Raw genomic sequence first — 17,669 nt, 5'->3', positions numbered from 1 at the left:
TGTCCAGAAAAGGAAACTGTTTAGACAATGCTGTGATCGAAAATTTCTTTGGCACATTAAAATCTGAAATGTTTTACACACAAAAATTCAAGTCGATAGAACAATTAAAAAAAGAAATTGATAACTACATAACCTATTATAACAACGATAGAATAAAGTCGAATTTAAACAAAATGAGCCCGATAAAATATCGAGCTCACCATTATCAAATTTAATTGTAAATTTGTCTAAACTTTTGGGTGCAGTCTACGCTGATGTTCTCTTTTTTTTTTTGTTTAAAAACGATTTTTTAAGTTTTCTAACATTTCTTTGGTAATGGGCTTCGACATAAAATCAATTACCGAATCGTATTGCCTGGATTTTTCAATATCTTCTGGATCAATGGTGGACGATAAAACGATTACTTTTGTATTTTTATGAAAACGTTGAAATTTTTCTTTTTCAAAATTATCTAAAAATTCCCATCCGCCCATAACGGGCATGTTTAAATCTAGAAAAATTAAATCAGGGCAGCAAAAATTTTGATCAGCAATGAGTGTTTCGTAGTACACCAGCGCTTCTTGACCATTTTTAGCTGTAACAATTTCTTCCGCAAATGCTGCTTTTGCAATTACCATTTTGTATAACATTAATGTAATAGGGTCATCATCTACGCAAAGTATTTTTTTGAGCATTTTATTCTTTTTTGAATTTTATTTTAAATTTAGTTCCTTTGCCTACTTGGCTTTCTACCTCTATTGAGCCTCCCATGGTTTCCACTTGAGATTTTACCAGATAAAGGCCAAGTCCTTTGCTGTCTGGGTAGTTATGAAACCTTTGGTACAGCCCAAATATTTTATCTTTATTAAGAGCTACATCAATTCCAATTCCGTTATCCTCAAAGATAAATTCGGTATAATCCGGGTGTTCTATGGTAGTAATTGTTATCTTTAATTTACGGGAAACGTCTCTATATTTTATGGCGTTTGTTACCAAGTTTAGAATGATACTTTCTAAATATGCCTTGTTGATGTTGGCTATGGAATCTTCTTCTAATTTTATTTTTAAAATGGGCTGGTGTAAATTGAATAAATAATTTAATTGATTAAAAACATTTTCGAATACTTCGCTAAACAGTACCCTTTCTTTTTGCACCGAAGGGTTGTCTTTAATAATGACTACTTTTACTAAATCATTAATAGTTTCGTTTAACAAATGTGTTGACTTAGAGAAACCCTTCAAGATTAATTTCAGGTCCTCATTTTCCATCGGAATGTCTTCAATTAAATTCAATAATCCCGTTAAATTTGATAATGGAGCCCGAAGGTTGTGCGAAGTGATATAAGAAAACTGCTTTAAATCTTTATTGTTTTGCGTTAATTCTCGGATGAGTTGTTCCTTTTCCTTTTCTTGTTTCTTTTGTTCGGTAACATCACGTTGAATAGAAATCCAGTGGGACAATCTACCTTCTTTGTCCCAAATGGGAATCATGGAAAAATTGACCCAATATTCTTCGCCGTTTTTTCGGTAGCTGATGGTTTCAATTTGTGTAGCGTGTTCATTTTTGATGGCTTTCGAGAGTTTTTTAAATTCAGATACATCCGAATTCACGCCTTTAAACATCATGGGAGATTTTCCTATTAATTCACTTGATTTGTACCCCGACATTTTTTCGAAAGCTTCGTTTACAAATAAAATATTCGGGATTGGATTTTGACTAATATCGGTATTGGTAATGACTACGGCGTCTTTAGATTGTGTGATGGCTGTTTCCATCAGTCGGAGTCTTTGTTCTTCTTCTTTTTGGCGTGTTACATCTTGCATTGAACCAATCATCCTAAATGGTTTTCCCTCATCATCTTTTATTAAAAATCCTCTATCAAAAACGTATTTATAGCTGCCGTCGGCACATTGAAAGCGGTATTCATCTTGCCATTTTTCTACCTTTTTTTCCAGAAAATTGTATAGTTTTACTGACATTCTCAGGCTGTCTTCAGGATGTATTCGATCAAACCACCATTTAGAGTTTTCTCCCACTTGATTTTTTTTATATCCAAATACACCGTAGATTCCTTTGTTCCAAATAAATTTATCTTCCTGAATTTTCCAATCCCAAATGGTATCACTTGTGGCTTTAGCAACAATGTCGTAACGATCTTTGGCTTGTTTAAGTTCTTCTGCAGAAGTTTTATTTTCGACCAAAACACCTATCAGGTTGGCTATTCGTTCTAGTAGATAAATTTCATTTGAATCGTTTTTCTTTTCAAATTTAAAATAAGTTACAAGACTGCCAATAAGCGTTCCATCAGTCTTTTTTATGGGGATAGACCAGCAAGAAATATAGCCATTTAATTTTGCTTTTTCTGCAAAACTTTTACACAAAGGTTCAATTGAAATATTTTGAATATAGTGGTTTTCTTTTGTGAAAATAGTGTTTTTCAGGGGTAAATCATAAATAGCCTCTATATAGTTTTGTGGCATTGAAATTCCCGCAAAATGCCTTATGGTGTTGTGCTTGATTTCTAAAATTGATGCAGATGCACCAGAAATCATCTCCTCAACATTTTCTAAGGCATGTTCTAATATACTTTTAAGCGATTTATCAGGTTGCGAATTTAATTTATAGATATCTTTTTCAACGGCCAGGGCTTTTTCCTGAAATTTTCTAGTGGTAATGTCTTGTAATGCACCAATTTTCTTGATAGGTTTATTATTTTCCCACACAATATCAAATCTATCCGATACAAACGCATACGAATCATCTTGCTTTCTAAATCTGTATTCCAGGTCGTGATGTTTTGTGTCTCCTGGTTTTAATGAAGCAATTGCTTTTCGAACACTTTCAACCTCGCTGGGGTGTAATCTAGATATCCAAAAATCTAAATCTAATATTGGATCGATGAAATTGAAGCCAAATATTTTGTTGTAATTGCTTCCCGCAATGTGAATTTTTTTAGTTAAAGCGTCATATTCGTAAATTGCATCGCTTGTTGCTTTTGCAATTGCCTCGTATCGGCGGTTAGTTTCTAAAAGTTGTAGTTCGTTCTCAACACGTGTGGTCACATCTCTTGCATTTAACACAATGCCTTTAACGGCTTCATTGTCTGTCATATCAACTACATTGGCCTCGAGCCATCTCCATTCGTTGTTTTCAAACCGCATATAACGAAACGGTCTGGTCGAAATTCTTTTTTTTTCTTTTATCTGAAGAAATTCGGATCTAAAATGCTCGGCATCTTCTGGATGCAGAAAATCAAAGGCGTTTTGTCCCAAAAAAGAGTCGGCATTGATATTGTATTTAGCATTAATATTAGGACTAATGTAGATAAACCTTCCATTAGTATCTAAGATAGAAATCATTTCCGAACCATCTTGAATCAAAGCTCGAAAACGTTGTTCGCTTAATTGTGTTGTTTTTTTACTTTCTAGTTTTTCTGTAATATCATTTATTAAAACCATTCTGGCTTTACGATTTTGAAAAATAAAATCGGTGCTTTGTGTTTCTACATTAATGATAGTACCACTTTTAGTCACGTGTCGTAATGCGCTTTCGCCAAAAGTTGAGTTGCTTTGTTTTTGTTTAATAATTTTTAAGGCAATTTCTAAATCTTCATCATGGATGATGTCACTTATTTTTAGCTGTAAAAAATTGTCAATAGTTGTTTCATATTTTTTTAGCGCAGCGGTATTTGCGTCTAAAAAATAAAGCGATTCCATGTCATAAACCACTTTTGGAACAGGGCTAAAATTAAATATATCGCGGTACTTTTGTTCTGATTCAGCCAGTTGCAGGCGTATTTTTTTTTGTTCAATGTTATAAACTACGCTTTTAAATAAAAGATAAGCATTGAGATCATCTTTTAGCAAATAGTCCGAAACGCCGTAGGAGAGCGATTTTATGCTAAATTCACGGTCACTGTTTCCGGTAAGTATAATGATGGGGACATTACCGGCAAGCGGTACTATTTTTTTGATTAAATCTTCACCAGCTTTGTCAGGTAACATTAAATCGAGCAAAATGACATCCACTTTGATACCGGATCCGAGTATTTTTTTTGCCTCATTATAAGAAACTGCCTCATAAATGACAGGATCTTTGAATTCTTCTTCTATGTAGTTTTTTACCAAAACTAAATCGCCTTGGTTATCTTCTACAATTAGAAAATGAACTCCATTTTGTTTAAATCCCATTTAATGCGTTTTTTTTGGCAGTTGTACGGTAGAAATCCAAAAGTCTTCTATTGAGTTTATGACTTCTAAAAATTTCTGTGATTCAATGGGTTTAGTGATAAAACAGTTTACGTGATGGTGATAGCTTTTAAAGATATCTGCATCTGATGATGAGGTTGTTAGCATAATTACAGGTATATGTTGAATTTGGGGATTCATTTTAATTTTTGCTAGTACTTCGTGTCCACTTAATTTCGGTAGGTTAATATCGAGAATAATTAAATCCGGAGTTCTTGCAAATTGATGATTTTCTTTTTTTTCAAGAAAATTCAATGCTTGCCAACCGTCACGCACCACAGATACTTCGGTGTCCAATCGTCCTTCTCGCAAAGCGTCGAGCGTCAAAACGATGTCTCCTTCATTATCTTCTACCAACAAAATATGGACTGATTCCATGGATTAGCGGATTGGTTTAAACAAATATACGATTATTTAGTGATTGTAAAATAAAACTGGCTTCCTTTTCCTTCTTGGCTTTTTACCCAAATTTTTCCGCCCATAGTTTCCACGATTTTTTTACAAATTGCTAAACCTATTCCTGTCCCAGAATAATCATGTGTGCCGTGCAATCTTCGAAATATTACAAATACTTTTTCAAAAAAATCTGGATGTATCCCAATACCGTTGTCCATTACACAAAATTGATGATGATGACCTAAATCGATATATGAAATGTGAATTTTGCAAGTTATTTCGGGTTTACAATATTTTAATGCATTGCTAATTAAATTTTGAAAAACCTGAATAAGTTGCGTTTTGCTTTGGGTTACGATTGGCATTTTGTCCCAAGTGATTGCTGCAGAATTATTGTTTATACTTTGTAATAAGATGATATCTTGTAAAATTTCTTCAACAGGAAAAGTTTCTATTTTATATTCCATTCGGCCTATCCGAGAATATTCTAACAAATCTAAAATTAAAACCCGCATTCTTTTAGCACCATCTACTGCGTAAAATATATATTCTTTCCCTTTTTCATCTAATTTGTCGCTGTACTTTCGCTCTATTTCGGATAAAAATCTTGTGACCATTCGCAAAGGTTCTTGCAAATCGTGAGATGCAACATACGCAAATTGTTCCAGTTCGGCATTGGTATCAGCCAATTCCTGATTACGTATTTTTAATTGCTCGTTTAATGTTTGTAATTGTTGCTCGTGAAGTTTTCTATCAGTAATATCCTGTAAAGCGCCTATAACTTTAATGATGTTGCCATTTTTGTCAAAAAGTGCATAGCCTCGGTCTAAAATATAATGTATTGTACCATCTTCCTTAAGAAATTTATATTCCGCAACCCACAATTTTTCTTTTTTACTTATAAAATTTTTAAAATCGTTTAATACGCGTTCTCGATCTTCTGGGTGTATTTTTTCAACCCACCAATTTGTCGGCTGGTTGAGCTGTTGATAACCAAACATTTCTGTTAGTTGGTGTCCCCAAATTACCTCCTTCGTAGCATAATCGTGTTCCCAAATGACATTGCTAGTAATCTTTGTAATTACTTTATACTTGTCATTGCTATGCTGCAATTGTTGCGAAATTTTTTTTAAACGATCAAAATACTTTTCATTTTTTCGCTCGTAGGCTTTAAGCATTTTCCAAAAAATAGCCCCAGAAATTACTATGAAGGCTAAACCCTTACAGGTCTGAAAAAACTGAGAGTCATCATTTAAATTCAAGTAATCTAAAAGGCGATCGCTTCCTAGAATCCAAAGCGTCCCAACGGAAAGATAAATGGCAATAAGTTTAGTAGAGGTTTTCATTAATAAAACATTGGGGATTTAAAGATAGCAAAATTTTTTGCATTAGTGATTTTAGTAAGAAAAATCTTTAAGAAGCTCGAAACTCATTGCCTAACATTAATCCTTAATTATGAATAAGTTATGCTTCTTTTAAAAACAATTTTTTATATCAAAATAAAGTGTAAATTTGCACCTCCAAAAAAAATATAATGGATTCTATCAGAAACATCGCAATTATTGCCCACGTCGATCACGGTAAAACTACTTTGGTTGATAAAATTATGTACCATTGCCAACTTTTTCGTGAAAACGAAAACACCGGAGATCTTATCCTAGATAACAACGATCTTGAGCGTGAAAGAGGAATTACCATCACCTCTAAAAACGTTTCGGTGATGTATAAAGGTACAAAAATTAACATTATAGATACTCCAGGTCACGCCGATTTTGGTGGTGAAGTTGAACGTGTTTTGAACATGGCTGATGGTGTTTGTCTATTAGTAGATGCTTTTGAAGGCCCGATGCCACAAACGCGTTTCGTATTACAAAAAGCGATTGATTTAGGCTTAAAACCTTGCGTTGTTATTAATAAAGTGGACAAGGAAAATTGTACTCCCGAAGAAGTTCACGAAAAAGTTTTTGACTTGATGTTCGAGCTTGGAGCAACCGAAGAACAGCTTGATTTCCCCACCGTTTATGGTTCGGCAAAAAACAACTGGATGTCTGACGATTGGAAAAACCAAACGCAAAACATCGAGCCACTTTTAGACATGGTAATTGAAAATGTTCCGGCTCCAAAAGTTTCTGAAGGAACTCCTCAAATGTTAATTACTTCATTAGATTTCTCATCTTTTACAGGAAGAATCGCGATTGGAAGATTAGAAAGAGGTGTTTTGAAAGAAGGAATGCCAATATCTTTGGTAAAAAGAGATGGAAAAATTATCAAATCAAGAATTAAAGAATTACACACTTTTGAAGGTTTAGGCCGTAAAAAAGTAACTGAAGTTACAGCTGGAGATATTTGTGCTGTAGTGGGAATTGAAGGTTTTGAAATTGGTGATACCATCGCCGATTTTGAAAATCCTGAAGCATTACAATCTATCGCTATCGATGAGCCAACAATGAGTATGCTATTTACCATCAACGACTCACCGTTTTTTGGAAAAGAAGGAAAATTTGTAACCTCAAGACATATTAAAGAGCGTTTAGCTAAAGAACTTGAAAAAAATCTTGCGCTTCGTGTAAACGAAACTGACTCTGCTGATAAATTCATGGTTTTCGGTCGTGGAGTATTACACTTATCAGTTTTAATCGAAACCATGAGAAGAGAAGGGTATGAATTGCAAATTGGTCAACCTCAAGTAATTATCAAAGAAATTGACGGTGTAAAATGTGAGCCTATCGAAGAATTGACAATTGATTTGCCAGAAAACGTTTCAGGTAGAGCAGTAGAATTTGTTTCAGTTCGTAAAGGTGAAATGCTTTCTATGGAAGGAAAAGGAGAGCGAATGATCATCAAATTCAACATTCCATCAAGAGGAATTATCGGTTTGAGAAACCAATTATTAACTGCAACTGCCGGAGAAGCCATCATGGCACACAGATTCATAGGTTATGAACCATTTAAAGGTGAAATTGCAGGTAGAATCAACGGTTCGTTAATTTCGATGGAAAACGGAAAAGCCATTCCTTATTCTATTAACAAATTGCAGGATCGTGGTAAGTTTTTCGTAGATCCAAACGAAGACATCTACGAAGGACAAGTTGTTGGAGAAAACTCTCGTGGCGATGATATGTCAATCAACATCACTAAAACCAAGCAGTTGACCAACTTCCGTTCTGCAGGTGCTGATGATAAAAACAAAATCGTTCCGGCTATCAAATTCTCTTTGGAAGAAGCTTTAGAGTACATCCAAAAAGATGAATACGTGGAAGTTACGCCAAAATCAATTCGTTTGCGTAAAATTTACCTAAACGAAAACGATCGTAAACGTTTCAAAATCTAATTAGTTTTTTATAAACAAAGGAAGCCATTCTGCAAAGAGTGGCTTTTTTTTTTGTGGAGCAAAATCCCACTTTCCGCTACAAGCTTTTTTACAAAACTCCTTTTTTGCTGCCAAAAAAAAGGAGCTTCTCCCGAAGTTTCGGGAGTCGCTCTTTTTTTCGGGCAAAAAATGTCGTTTCGTTAAAAAATGCTTTTCGCTTTAAACACGAAGTGTTCACCGAACTCCGATTAAAATAAAAGTATTGTGAGGTAATCGGGGCTAAAAACTGCTAACCATAACCATTATTTCTTTGAGAGCACATTTTGCCAATAATCATTTAGCAATTATTTAATACCCACAAATTTTCAAATCCATTTTAAAATCGTTAACTTGTAGTAACAATAACAAAATCAATATTATCACTAAAAATTGGCATCATGAACGCTAAAACTACTCATCAAAGTCAGGCGATAACTTCTTTTCAGGAAAAAAAAGAAAACAATTCTGGTTTCACCGAAAAAGTGAAAAAGAAAAATCGCCAACTTAAAAATTTGCTCAAAACAAATTTAGAACTCCTAAAACTCAATGACATCAACACCTTGTTATTGTTTTAACCTAAAAAACCAACGCTATGGAAAATGAAAATCAAAAAAAACATCAAAATCCTGATTTAAATACCGATAATCAGGTAGCCCACAATTTAAAAAGTGACGCCACTCACAAAGCCGCACCCGAAAAAAATCAGGACCATGATGAGGATTTAAACGACAACACCGATAAATACCTCGCCATGGAACAACAAGGTGTGACTTATACCGCAGAAAAAGATTTTGCACTTGAATCAGACAAAGGCGGAAAACTTTCAGCAGCACAATGGCAAGAAGAAGGCGGAAACACCAAAAATGCCGACGCTTTTAACCAAGATGAATACATCTTAAGCGACAACATTGATTTAGACGAAGACCAAAACCAATCGATTTCTTCAGACGACGATGATTTTGAAGAATTAAACGAACGGTATTAATTTTTCCTCTAAAACAGAAAATGCCCCAAAACGAACGTGTTGGGGCATTTTTTATGGATTTTTTTGAGATTATCTTGATCAATTCTGCGATTCTCACAAAGATTTCCTGAAAAAATCCAATTACCGTCAATTTTTTTCATTAGAACATATCCACTTTGAATGTTGACATCTTTGCGATCAATGTTAGCAGTAAATTGAGAAAAGAAAATTGCATAATCTTTGCTTTGAGTTAAAATGGGTTGAGAAAATCTAAAAACGACATCATTTGGGAGTATAGATTTATTTTTCAACAATTTAAAATTTTCAACCCATAATCTATTTGTAACTAAATAGTTTCTATTTTTTGTATTTTCTATTTTGTTTTTTAAAATTTGAATTTCATGTTTATTTAGCTCTAATTTTTTCCGGCAGTTTACCCATATGACTTTGTGAGTGTATTCTGTGCTTTGGTCGTTAAAAAGATACCGATCGATTACCTTCCGATTTGGGTTTTCGCTGCTAATCCATATCGTTTCTGGAATATCGATTGCGATAGATTCGCAGAGCGTCTTAAAATCTTCCTTTCTATTAATATCCAGCAGATAATTTTCACTATGTTAACGTCAGTATCTACTGCGACACAAGATGTAATCAGGAAGATTGATAAAAAAGCTATATGTGTTTTTATTCGCATGCTGTACTTTTTGGTGTAATAATATTTCCGACGAAACTACTTTCTTGAAAATCTTCTGCATCATTTATTTTTTTGAAACGCTCTCTTTTTTCGCTCCCGATTGGATATTCATGGTTAAACAATTACGCTAATAGGTCGACGTTTGCGTTTGGGAAATTCTCTGCTAATCCATATTATACTTTGTCTTTTTACTATTGAAAATAAATCAATAGTAACTACCAACAAATATCCATTCATTATTTACTTTTTTATAAAATAGAATCATTCCAGAGCCTAATAAAAATGGATGATTATAGGCGATGACAGCCTTATCGTTTTTTCTATTAAAAATAGGTGTACTGAAAACGAAAACAGGCCGATTTTCATTGATATTATTGTTGATTTCATTTTCCAAACTTTTAAGAGTTAAACCTCTTTTCACGAATGGATTCTCTATTATAATTACCGAATCCTTAATACAAGATTTTAAATATTTCTTCTCCCAAAATCTTTTTTGCTGTATTTGAAATTTCTGTGTCATATAATTGACCTCAGATTCAGAAATATACCAAGCGAATTTATTGTCTTTCCAGTGAAATTTACCGTCAGACGGGAACGGCCCTTTTTTATCATGAATCTTTTTATGTTCGAGATAAACATTTTTTAAAAATGAAGGAGAAAAAGTAGCAGTTTCCTCTAAAACATTTATTTTCGTAAAATGACCTTTTTCGCTAATATCTTTTATGACTTTGGATACAAAGGGATATTTGTTTCGATTAGAAGAACATCCAACTATACTAAAAAAAATTAATATAAGAAGAATAAACGGACTTTTCATAAGCATCATTCTATACAAGGTGCATTATTTGTTGGCTGAGTTCCATTTACAATTTCATTTGTCATTTCAGCTTGTTTTACCGCACTAATTCTCAATTTGTCGTTAAGAGATAATATTTGGTTAAAGGATGTGTCCTCATTGGCAAAGTCCCAATTTTTAAACAACCCGCTCCAAGCCAAATCCATATATAGTTGATTTGGATTTTCCATATCTCCTATAGGAACTCCAGTATCATATTCTTGTAAAATGGATGCCATTATTTTTACGTAGTGGTTGCCCATAAATATATGATCGTCAGGAGCGACCTCTCCCGCTTTTATCAAAACATAAGTGTTCCATATTTGAGGAAAATCTGTAACATCTGTGCTTGGCTGAGTTCTTTGTATTACACTTGCGATTAGAGCATGTAAAATTTCATGAATTATAGTAGCTGCTTTCCCTAAATTTGTTGCTCCATCGTTTTTGAAATAATCTGAATTTAATTTTATATGATAGCTTAGCGTATTGTCGTTAGATGGAACACATAAGCCGTACGCTATTTGATTATTATGCATCAAATTTGGCACTTGTGAAAATTTAAGGGTAAATGGACTAAGATCTGAGTCGAACCGCTTCATAATCTTCGCAATATCATTTTGTTGTAAATTTTTGAGTTTGTTAAGAATTCCTTTAGTGCATTCGTCTAATTCGCTATCATCTATTTGATCCTCAATTAAATTAGCTATGATATCATCTCTCTCCGGCTCCAAAATCCCCACTTCCATTCCATCGTCACAAAGCAATGAAGGATCAGTGATTTGCGTAACTGGTCTAATTCGTAAAAATCTTGGAGTTAAAATTCGGTCGCCATCTTCATCATCGTTTTGAGCATCAATCAAAGCCTCAATGGCTAATAAATACAATCGTGTATAAGCGCCAGCGATCTGATCGTCAACACTACCACCAGGAATATTTGGAGAACCCGCCGAACCGCTAGGGTTTCCTATTGAAGTTCCTCCACCTCCTGAAGAGCCTCCACCACCAGTACCCCCGGGTGAGCCATCACCTGGATTGACAGTTATTGGAATAGGTGGCGTGTGGTTACATGGAAAATCCGGATCGCTTGCCACTTCGGTAAATGTAACTTTACCTCTAAAATTTTCCATCTTTCCGCTAATTTTGTATTCTTCCCAAAAATCCACTTCCATTTCATATTTTACTAGAACTATTTTGTCTTTACCTTCTTTTTCGGTCATAACCAAGTTGTAAAAAATATTTTCTGGAGTGTCTGTTTTGGAGGCTTGATAGGTAAGGTGGATGGCACCATAGCTATCTTCTGTTTGCATTACTTTATCATAATTAATTTCGAGTGCCTCATCCTCATTGCGATAATGTAAATTGCTGTTTTTTATTAACAATTTTTCTTTTTGTAAAACACCACGGTGGTGCAACTTATTTAACGTTGATGTTTTTCTGCATTGGGCTTCTTTTCCTTCGAGCAGAACAATTTTTGGTTTTTTGTTCTTTGGGATTTCCTGCTGTAAAGAAATTTCCTCTGTTTGGCAACTCATCGCCAAAAGGACCACCATAACGCCAAAAAGTTTTATTAAGCGTTCTTTGTTAAATTGTTTGTTTGTCATATTTATTAATTAAAAAATTACAACTTCAAACGCTGGTACGTTTCAAATATAACATTATTTTTAAAAATATGATAAATAAAGAAAAAACTTAATTTATTTTCCCGAATATCTTCCCCCACTCAAAGCCATAGCTTCCTTATGGATACCTTATGTTTTAGCCCACTTTGTTAAAATTGTTAACATTTGGAATGTTTCATAAAAAAAATCCCCTTTCGGAGATTTTTTCAGTTTTTATAATTGTTTACAAAGATTACTGCTTCGCAAATTGCAATTCAATCGCTAGTTTCACTTCGTCGCTTACCAAAACGCCGCCGGTTTCTAAAGCCGCATTCCAGTTTAAGCCAAAATCTTTACGGTTAATTTTTCCCGTTGCCGAAAATCCTGCTTTGGTATTTCCCCAAGGATCTTTTGCCAAACCGCCAAATTCAACGTTCAAAGAAACTGGTTTGCTAACGCCACGAATGGAAAGTTCACCATTCAAAACATAATCTTCACTTGATTTTTGTTCAAAAGAAGTGGAAGTAAAAGTAATTTCCGGATGATTTTCGGCATCAAAAAAATCGCCGCTTTTCAAATGATTGTCTCTGTCGGCATTTCCAGTTTCAACCGAATTAATTTTTCCTGAAAAAGAAAATTTAGCATTGCTAAAATCGTCACCTTCGGTTTCAATTGAAGCGTCAAACTGCGTGAATTTTCCCGAAACATTAGTAAACATCATGTGTTTTACTTTAAATCCAATTTCTGAATGTGTGGCATCAACAGCCCATTTTGTAGTACTCATAATTTTTATTTTTATACATTGATTATTTAAAATTGATAAACATTGGCACTTCCATCAACAAAATTTCCGCGTCATTCGTCAATGCCGTGATTGAAATTTTTTCCGTTCCTGAAATTCCAAAACCATCTCGCTGGTCTAATTCTTGACCATTAATTTCGAATTTTCCGTTTAAAACAAATGCATAAACGCCATTTCCGGATTTTTTAAAATCGTAACCGACTTTAAAATTTTCGTCAAATTTCCCCAAATGAAACCATGCATCTTGGTGAATCCAAACACCTTCATCTTCTGCATTTGGCGATAAAATTTGTTGCAATTGATTATGTCTGTCGGCTTCGTTCAAAGAAATTTGATCGTATCTCGGCTCAACATTTCTTTTATTAGGGAAAACCCAAATTTGTAATAGTTTAGTTCGTTCAGTTTCACTAGGGTTATATTCACTGTGAAAAACTCCGGTTCCGGCACTCATAACCTGGATTTCACCTTTGCGAATCACGGCTTTATTTCCCATGCTGTCTTCGTGTTCCAAAGCTCCTTCTAGCGGAATTGTGATGATTTCCATATTGTCGTGTGGATGTTTCCCAAAACCCATTCCGCCTGAAATAGTATCATCATTCAAAACCCGTAAAACTCCAAAATTCATGCGGCTCGGATCTTGATAACCCGCAAAACTAAAAGTGTGGTAAGCTTCTAACCAACCGTGATTGGCATGACCACGAGTTGCTGCTTTGTGCAAAATTGATTTTTCCATAACTTTTTAATTTTTCAAAAAATTTAATTTTTGATGTTTTTGTTATGGCAAAGTTCGTCCAAATCCAAAACCTGTGCATTGAACTAGGACAAGAAATAAAAAGATTGGATTTATCAGGCTTTCGCCAATTTAGTTCGGATTTTACTTAAAAATTCAGGTGAAATTCCCAAGTAAGATGCGATGAAATGTTGTGGAACGCGTTGTTGAATCGTAGGATATTTTGCCGAAAATTCTAAGTATCTTTCGGTGGCAGTTTGAGAAATGGTGTGGAACAAACGATTTTGGGTAGCGGCCAAATTTCGTTGTAATAAAATTCGGAAAGCGCGTTCAAACCGCGGTGCTTTTTCTAATAAATTTTCTTTCGATTCGGGGGAAAACATCAAAAGCTCAACGTCTTCCAACGTCTCGATAAACATTTTGCTGGGTTCACTTTCGAAAGAGCTAAACGAAGTATCGCCAATCCAAGCATCTTCCAAAGCAAACTGGATAATGACTTCATTTCCGTTACTGTCAATGTAATATTTGCGCAAACATCCTTGATTTACGTAGGCTTCAAAGCTACAAATCTCACCTTCACGAAGCAAAATTGTTTTTTTGGGAAATTTTTTCAAACTAAGATTTGCATGTAAAATGTCAAGTTCTTCGTTTGAAAATGCCACGTATCGGCTGAGGTTTTGGTCGATGGATTGAAACACGTTTTGGGTTTTTTAGCAAATTTAAACTTTTATTATTTTACGAATTTGTATTTTTGAACAAAACTCAAAATAACCAATGAAAATTGTAATATCTCCAGCAAAATCCCTCGACTTCGAAACGGATTTGCCTATAAAAACACACACAAATTCGGTTTTTGAAAAAGAATCGCAAACCGTTCACCGAAGTTTAAAGAAATTAAAGCCTAAAAAGCTGATGGAAATCATGGCTATTTCCGATAAACTTGCGGATTTAAATTGGCAACGCAATCAAGAATGGCACGTACCATTTACTCCCGAAAATGCCCGACAAGCGATTTATGCTTTTAACGGCGATGTTTACCAAGGTTTAGACGCTTATTCAATTTCTGAAGAAAAGATGTTGCAAATGCAGGAAAAACTTAGAATTTTGTCAGGGTTGTATGGATTGTTAAAACCTTTAGATTTGATTCAGCCATATCGATTGGAAATGGGAACGAAGTTAGCCATCGGCAAAAAAGAAAATTTGTACGAATTTTGGAAAACCAAAATTACCAAACAATTGAACAGCGAAATGAAAAAAGGTGATTTGTTGATTAATTTAGCCAGCAATGAATATTTTTCGGTGATTGACAAAAAAGCAATTAAGGCAACAATCGTTACGTCAGAATTTAAGGATTACAAAGACGGGAAATTAAAAATGATTAGTTTTTTTGCCAAAAAGGCGAGGGGAATGATGGCGCGTTTTATAGTAGAAAATAATGCTGAAACTCTTGACGATTTGAAAAAATTTGATGTTGACGGCTATCGATTTGACGCTTCACTTTCCAAAGAAAATCAATTGGTATTCACAAGATAATTTGTCTTTAAAAGCATGATAAATAAAATTTATAACTATTGCTTAATAATTTTATTATCAGTGTGTTATGTATATTGGTTTAAATGTAAAGTTTATATTTAAATTGTATCAATAAAAAAACCCCGTTTGAAACTCAAATGGGGTTTTTAGGGCAGGGGAAATAGTTTAGACTAAAATTTTATGTCAACAGCTAATTCGAATTCATCATAGATTACATTATCACCTAAGCCTTCGAAAAAGTTTTTAGATTTATACTTGATATCATACTTTGTGCGGTCCACTTTTAAAGCTGCATTAGCGGAATTTTTATCAACCGTGATGTCAAATTTTACTGGATGTGTGATGTTTTTTATCGTTAAGTCAGCAGTTACAGCATATACGTTGTTAGATTTTTTTCCCAAAGATTTAAAAACGATTGTGGCGGTTGGGTACTGGTCAACTCCAAAAAAATCATCTGCTTTCAAATGTTTGTCGAGGTTTTCTTTACCTTTTCCACTTAAATCAGTTGTATTTATGGAGGTCATGTCAACGGTGAAATTTCCACCGGCTAATTTTTTGTCTTTAAAAACCAAAACGCCATCTTGGAAATTAATTGTTCCTTCGTGTTGTCCGGTAACTTTTTTACCAACCCAATGGATTTTACTTTGTGCAACATCAATCTTTTTTGATTCTTGTGCGTTAACGTTAAATGATGTGATTACTAATAGAATTAACGAAATTTTATTTTTTAAATTCTTCATTTTCAATGTTTAGCTTTACTTTATTTATAATTTAACTTTAATTAATTGTTTCGGTATTTCTCCAGCAGAAAATTGAGCATTTCAACTTCTGCTGGAGTGAGGTTCTGGGCAAAAAGAGATTCTACATTTTCAATTAACGGACTAATGGTTTCAAGTGTTTCTTTCCCTAGTGGGGTAATTGAGATTTCCATTTTCCTGCGATTTTCCTTACATGTTTGTCGGTTAACTAATCCTTTGTTTAGTAATTTGTCAACAAGTCTTGTAGTATTACTTGTTTTAGTCAACATACGTTCTTGAATTAAGCTCATGTGGGCAGGCTTGTCTTTTTGCCCTTTTAAAATTCTAAGAACGTTAAACTGTTCCATCGATAAATCATGTGGTTTCAGTACGTCGTTAAATTTTTCATTAATCAAATTTTGATTATAAATAAGATTTAAGATGATTTTCTTGCTAGGTAAAAGCGGTGAATTTGTCTTTAATATTTCTTCTATTCTCATTTGTAGTTACAAAATTTGTATATACAAATGTATAGACAAAAAATTAATAAACAATGTTCATCGTTTAAAAAAAAGTTAAAAAGAGTAGTCTTAATCCTGAAAGTCTTAATTTTAGGCACATTTTTGATAATTATTAAATGAAAATTTTACTGTTAGCAATTGGGTTGAGTTTATTTGGCTGCAATAAAACTGAAAAACAATTAACACTTCCTCCTAATCCTCTTAAAGTTTATGAAAGTAATGGGGTAAAAGTGAAATCTTATAACTTTAATGGTCTTGATTATTTCTTGAAACAAGAAAATGATACTTTGTATGTAATAAACTTTTGGGCTACTTGGTGCAAACCTTGCGTTGAAGAATTACCACATTTTGAGAAATTAAATCGAGTTGCTAAAAATTCAAAGACTAAAGTTTTGTTAGTAAGTATCGATTTTCCCAAAATGGTCGAAAGCAAATTATTGCCATACATTAAAGAAAATAACATTCAATCAGAAGTGGTGTTGCTCAATGATCCTGATGCTAATTCGTGGATTCCAAAGGTTGATGTTTCTTGGTCTGGAGCGATTCCGGCAACAATAATTTATAAAAATAGTGAGAAACGTTTTTTTGAAAAATCATTTACTTACGAAGAATTAGAAACTGAAATAAAAAAGTTTAATTAAAATTAATTTTATAATATGAAAGCTTTAAAAATTTTCGCATTGATGGCGGTTTTAGTAACTGCAAGTGCATTTTTTTGGGTTGAAAAAACTCCGGCATCAGGATACAAAGTAGGGGATATCGCCATTGATTTTTCGCTGAAAAATATTGACAATAAAAAAGTTTCTTTAAAAAATATCAAAGGAGCAAAGGGTTACATTGTTATTTTTACTTGTAATCATTGTCCGTATGCGCAAGCGTATGAAGATAGAATTATTGCTTTAAATAAAAAGTACAAACCGCTTGGTTATCCGGTAGTTGCTATTAATCCGAATAATCCTGAAAAGCAAAAAGATGATAGCTTTGAGATGATGCAGAAACGTGCCAAAGAAAAAGGATTCACCTTTCCTTACTTGCTGGATGAAGGACAAAAAATTTATCCGCAATATGGCGCGACAAAAACACCTCATGTTTACATTTTGCAAAAAACTACGAAAGGTAATCAGGTAAAATATATAGGTGCAATTGATGATAATTATGGCGATGAAACAGCTGTAAAACAAAAATATGTAGAAAATGCATTGAACCAATTGCTTAATAACAAAGAGGTTTCGGTGAAAGAAACTAAGGCAATTGGATGTTCAATTAAAGCTTAATTATAGACA

At 33.8% G+C, this 17,669-nt stretch carries 18 protein-coding genes; 7 read left to right on the top strand and 11 right to left on the bottom strand.

The genetic code is table 11. The features are described 5' to 3' along the window. Positions 1 to 215 (top strand): IS3 family transposase (locus tag GV828_RS02925; RefSeq protein WP_166535966.1); only part of this gene is annotated, 215 nt, incomplete at its 5' end. A gap of 60 nt (positions 216 to 275) precedes the next feature. Here GV828_RS02925 and GV828_RS02920 read toward each other — a convergent pair. From GV828_RS02920 to GV828_RS02905, 4 genes are read right to left on the bottom strand one after another with little or no spacing between them, the layout of a single operon-like run. Continuing rightward, complete coding sequence (locus GV828_RS02920) at positions 276 to 674, bottom strand: response regulator (protein ID WP_166535965.1); 399 nt, start codon at positions 672 to 674, stop codon at positions 276 to 278. A gap of 1 nt (position 675) precedes the next feature. Further along, positions 676 to 4,170 (bottom strand): PAS domain S-box protein, encoded by a 3,495-nt coding sequence (locus GV828_RS02915; protein WP_166535964.1) that lies wholly within the window; start codon positions 4,168 to 4,170, stop codon positions 676 to 678. Continuing rightward, positions 4,171 to 4,605, bottom strand: a complete 435-nt coding sequence (locus GV828_RS02910) for a response regulator (RefSeq protein WP_166535963.1) — start codon at positions 4,603 to 4,605, stop codon at positions 4,171 to 4,173. It abuts the gene before it with no gap. Positions 4,606 to 4,637: 32 nt separating this feature from the next. Then, positions 4,638 to 5,969: a sensor histidine kinase gene (locus GV828_RS02905; protein WP_166535962.1), complete on the bottom strand. Its 1,332-nt coding sequence runs from the start codon at positions 5,967 to 5,969 to the stop codon at positions 4,638 to 4,640. 188 nt (positions 5,970 to 6,157) lie between these two features. Here GV828_RS02905 and typA point away from each other — a divergent pair, with 188 nt between their 5' ends. The 3 genes from typA (at position 6,158) to GV828_RS02890 (ending at position 8,957) form a co-directional block, all read left to right on the top strand. Then, complete coding sequence (gene typA, locus GV828_RS02900; protein WP_166535961.1) at positions 6,158 to 7,954, top strand: translational GTPase TypA; 1,797 nt, start codon at positions 6,158 to 6,160, stop codon at positions 7,952 to 7,954. Between the two features lie 416 nt (positions 7,955 to 8,370). Next, positions 8,371 to 8,547, top strand: coding sequence for a hypothetical protein (locus GV828_RS02895; RefSeq protein WP_166535960.1), 177 nt, complete (start codon positions 8,371 to 8,373; stop codon positions 8,545 to 8,547). Between the two features lie 17 nt (positions 8,548 to 8,564). After that, positions 8,565 to 8,957, top strand: coding sequence for a hypothetical protein (locus GV828_RS02890; protein WP_166535959.1), 393 nt, complete (start codon positions 8,565 to 8,567; stop codon positions 8,955 to 8,957). An 878-nt stretch (positions 8,958 to 9,835) separates the two neighbouring features. Here the strand turns inward: GV828_RS02890 and GV828_RS02885 are convergent. The 5 genes from GV828_RS02885 to GV828_RS02865 form a co-directional block, all read right to left on the bottom strand. Beyond that, positions 9,836 to 10,447 carry a hypothetical protein gene (locus GV828_RS02885; RefSeq protein WP_166535958.1) on the bottom strand — a complete coding sequence of 204 codons (612 nt, stop codon included), beginning with the start codon at positions 10,445 to 10,447 and terminating at the stop codon, positions 9,836 to 9,838. 5 nt (positions 10,448 to 10,452) lie between these two features. Further along, positions 10,453 to 12,066, bottom strand: a complete 1,614-nt coding sequence (locus GV828_RS02880; protein ID WP_166535957.1) for a zinc metalloprotease — start codon at positions 12,064 to 12,066, stop codon at positions 10,453 to 10,455. A 250-nt stretch (positions 12,067 to 12,316) separates the two neighbouring features. Further along, the gene (locus GV828_RS02875) at positions 12,317 to 12,847 is read right to left on the bottom strand and encodes a YceI family protein (RefSeq protein WP_166535956.1); all 531 of its coding nucleotides are present in this window, start codon (positions 12,845 to 12,847) and stop codon (positions 12,317 to 12,319) included. Between the two features lie 22 nt (positions 12,848 to 12,869). Continuing rightward, entirely contained in the window at positions 12,870 to 13,598 is a 729-nt protein-coding gene (locus tag GV828_RS02870; RefSeq protein ID WP_166535955.1) for a pirin family protein, read from the bottom strand. A gap of 113 nt (positions 13,599 to 13,711) precedes the next feature. Beyond that, positions 13,712 to 14,293, bottom strand: coding sequence for a Crp/Fnr family transcriptional regulator (locus GV828_RS02865; RefSeq protein ID WP_166535954.1), 582 nt, complete (start codon positions 14,291 to 14,293; stop codon positions 13,712 to 13,714). A gap of 76 nt (positions 14,294 to 14,369) precedes the next feature. On the opposite strand from GV828_RS02865, the gene yaaA reads away from it, so the two are divergent. Then, entirely contained in the window at positions 14,370 to 15,128 is a 759-nt protein-coding gene (gene yaaA, locus GV828_RS02860) for a peroxide stress protein YaaA (RefSeq protein WP_166535953.1), read from the top strand. Between the two features lie 170 nt (positions 15,129 to 15,298). On the opposite strand, the gene GV828_RS02855 is transcribed toward yaaA, so the two are convergent. Further along, positions 15,299 to 15,868, bottom strand: a complete 570-nt coding sequence (locus GV828_RS02855) for a YceI family protein (protein ID WP_166535952.1) — start codon at positions 15,866 to 15,868, stop codon at positions 15,299 to 15,301. 41 nt (positions 15,869 to 15,909) lie between these two features. Next, positions 15,910 to 16,365, bottom strand: a complete 456-nt coding sequence (locus GV828_RS02850) for a MarR family winged helix-turn-helix transcriptional regulator (RefSeq protein WP_166535951.1) — start codon at positions 16,363 to 16,365, stop codon at positions 15,910 to 15,912. Positions 16,366 to 16,502: 137 nt separating this feature from the next. On the opposite strand from GV828_RS02850, the gene GV828_RS02845 reads away from it, so the two are divergent. After that, positions 16,503 to 17,027 carry a TlpA disulfide reductase family protein gene (locus GV828_RS02845; protein ID WP_166535950.1) on the top strand — a complete coding sequence of 175 codons (525 nt, stop codon included), beginning with the start codon at positions 16,503 to 16,505 and terminating at the stop codon, positions 17,025 to 17,027. A 15-nt stretch (positions 17,028 to 17,042) separates the two neighbouring features. Then, entirely contained in the window at positions 17,043 to 17,660 is a 618-nt protein-coding gene (locus GV828_RS02840; protein WP_166535949.1) for a thioredoxin family protein, read from the top strand. The last annotated feature ends 9 nt before the right edge of the window (positions 17,661 to 17,669 follow it).

It is taken from the genome of Flavobacterium ichthyis, assembly GCF_009915155.1.
Classification (GTDB): domain Bacteria; phylum Bacteroidota; class Bacteroidia; order Flavobacteriales; family Flavobacteriaceae; genus Flavobacterium; species Flavobacterium ichthyis.
The sequence above is the reverse complement of the archived record's forward strand: the minus strand, read 5'-3'. Positions and strand labels throughout refer to the sequence as shown.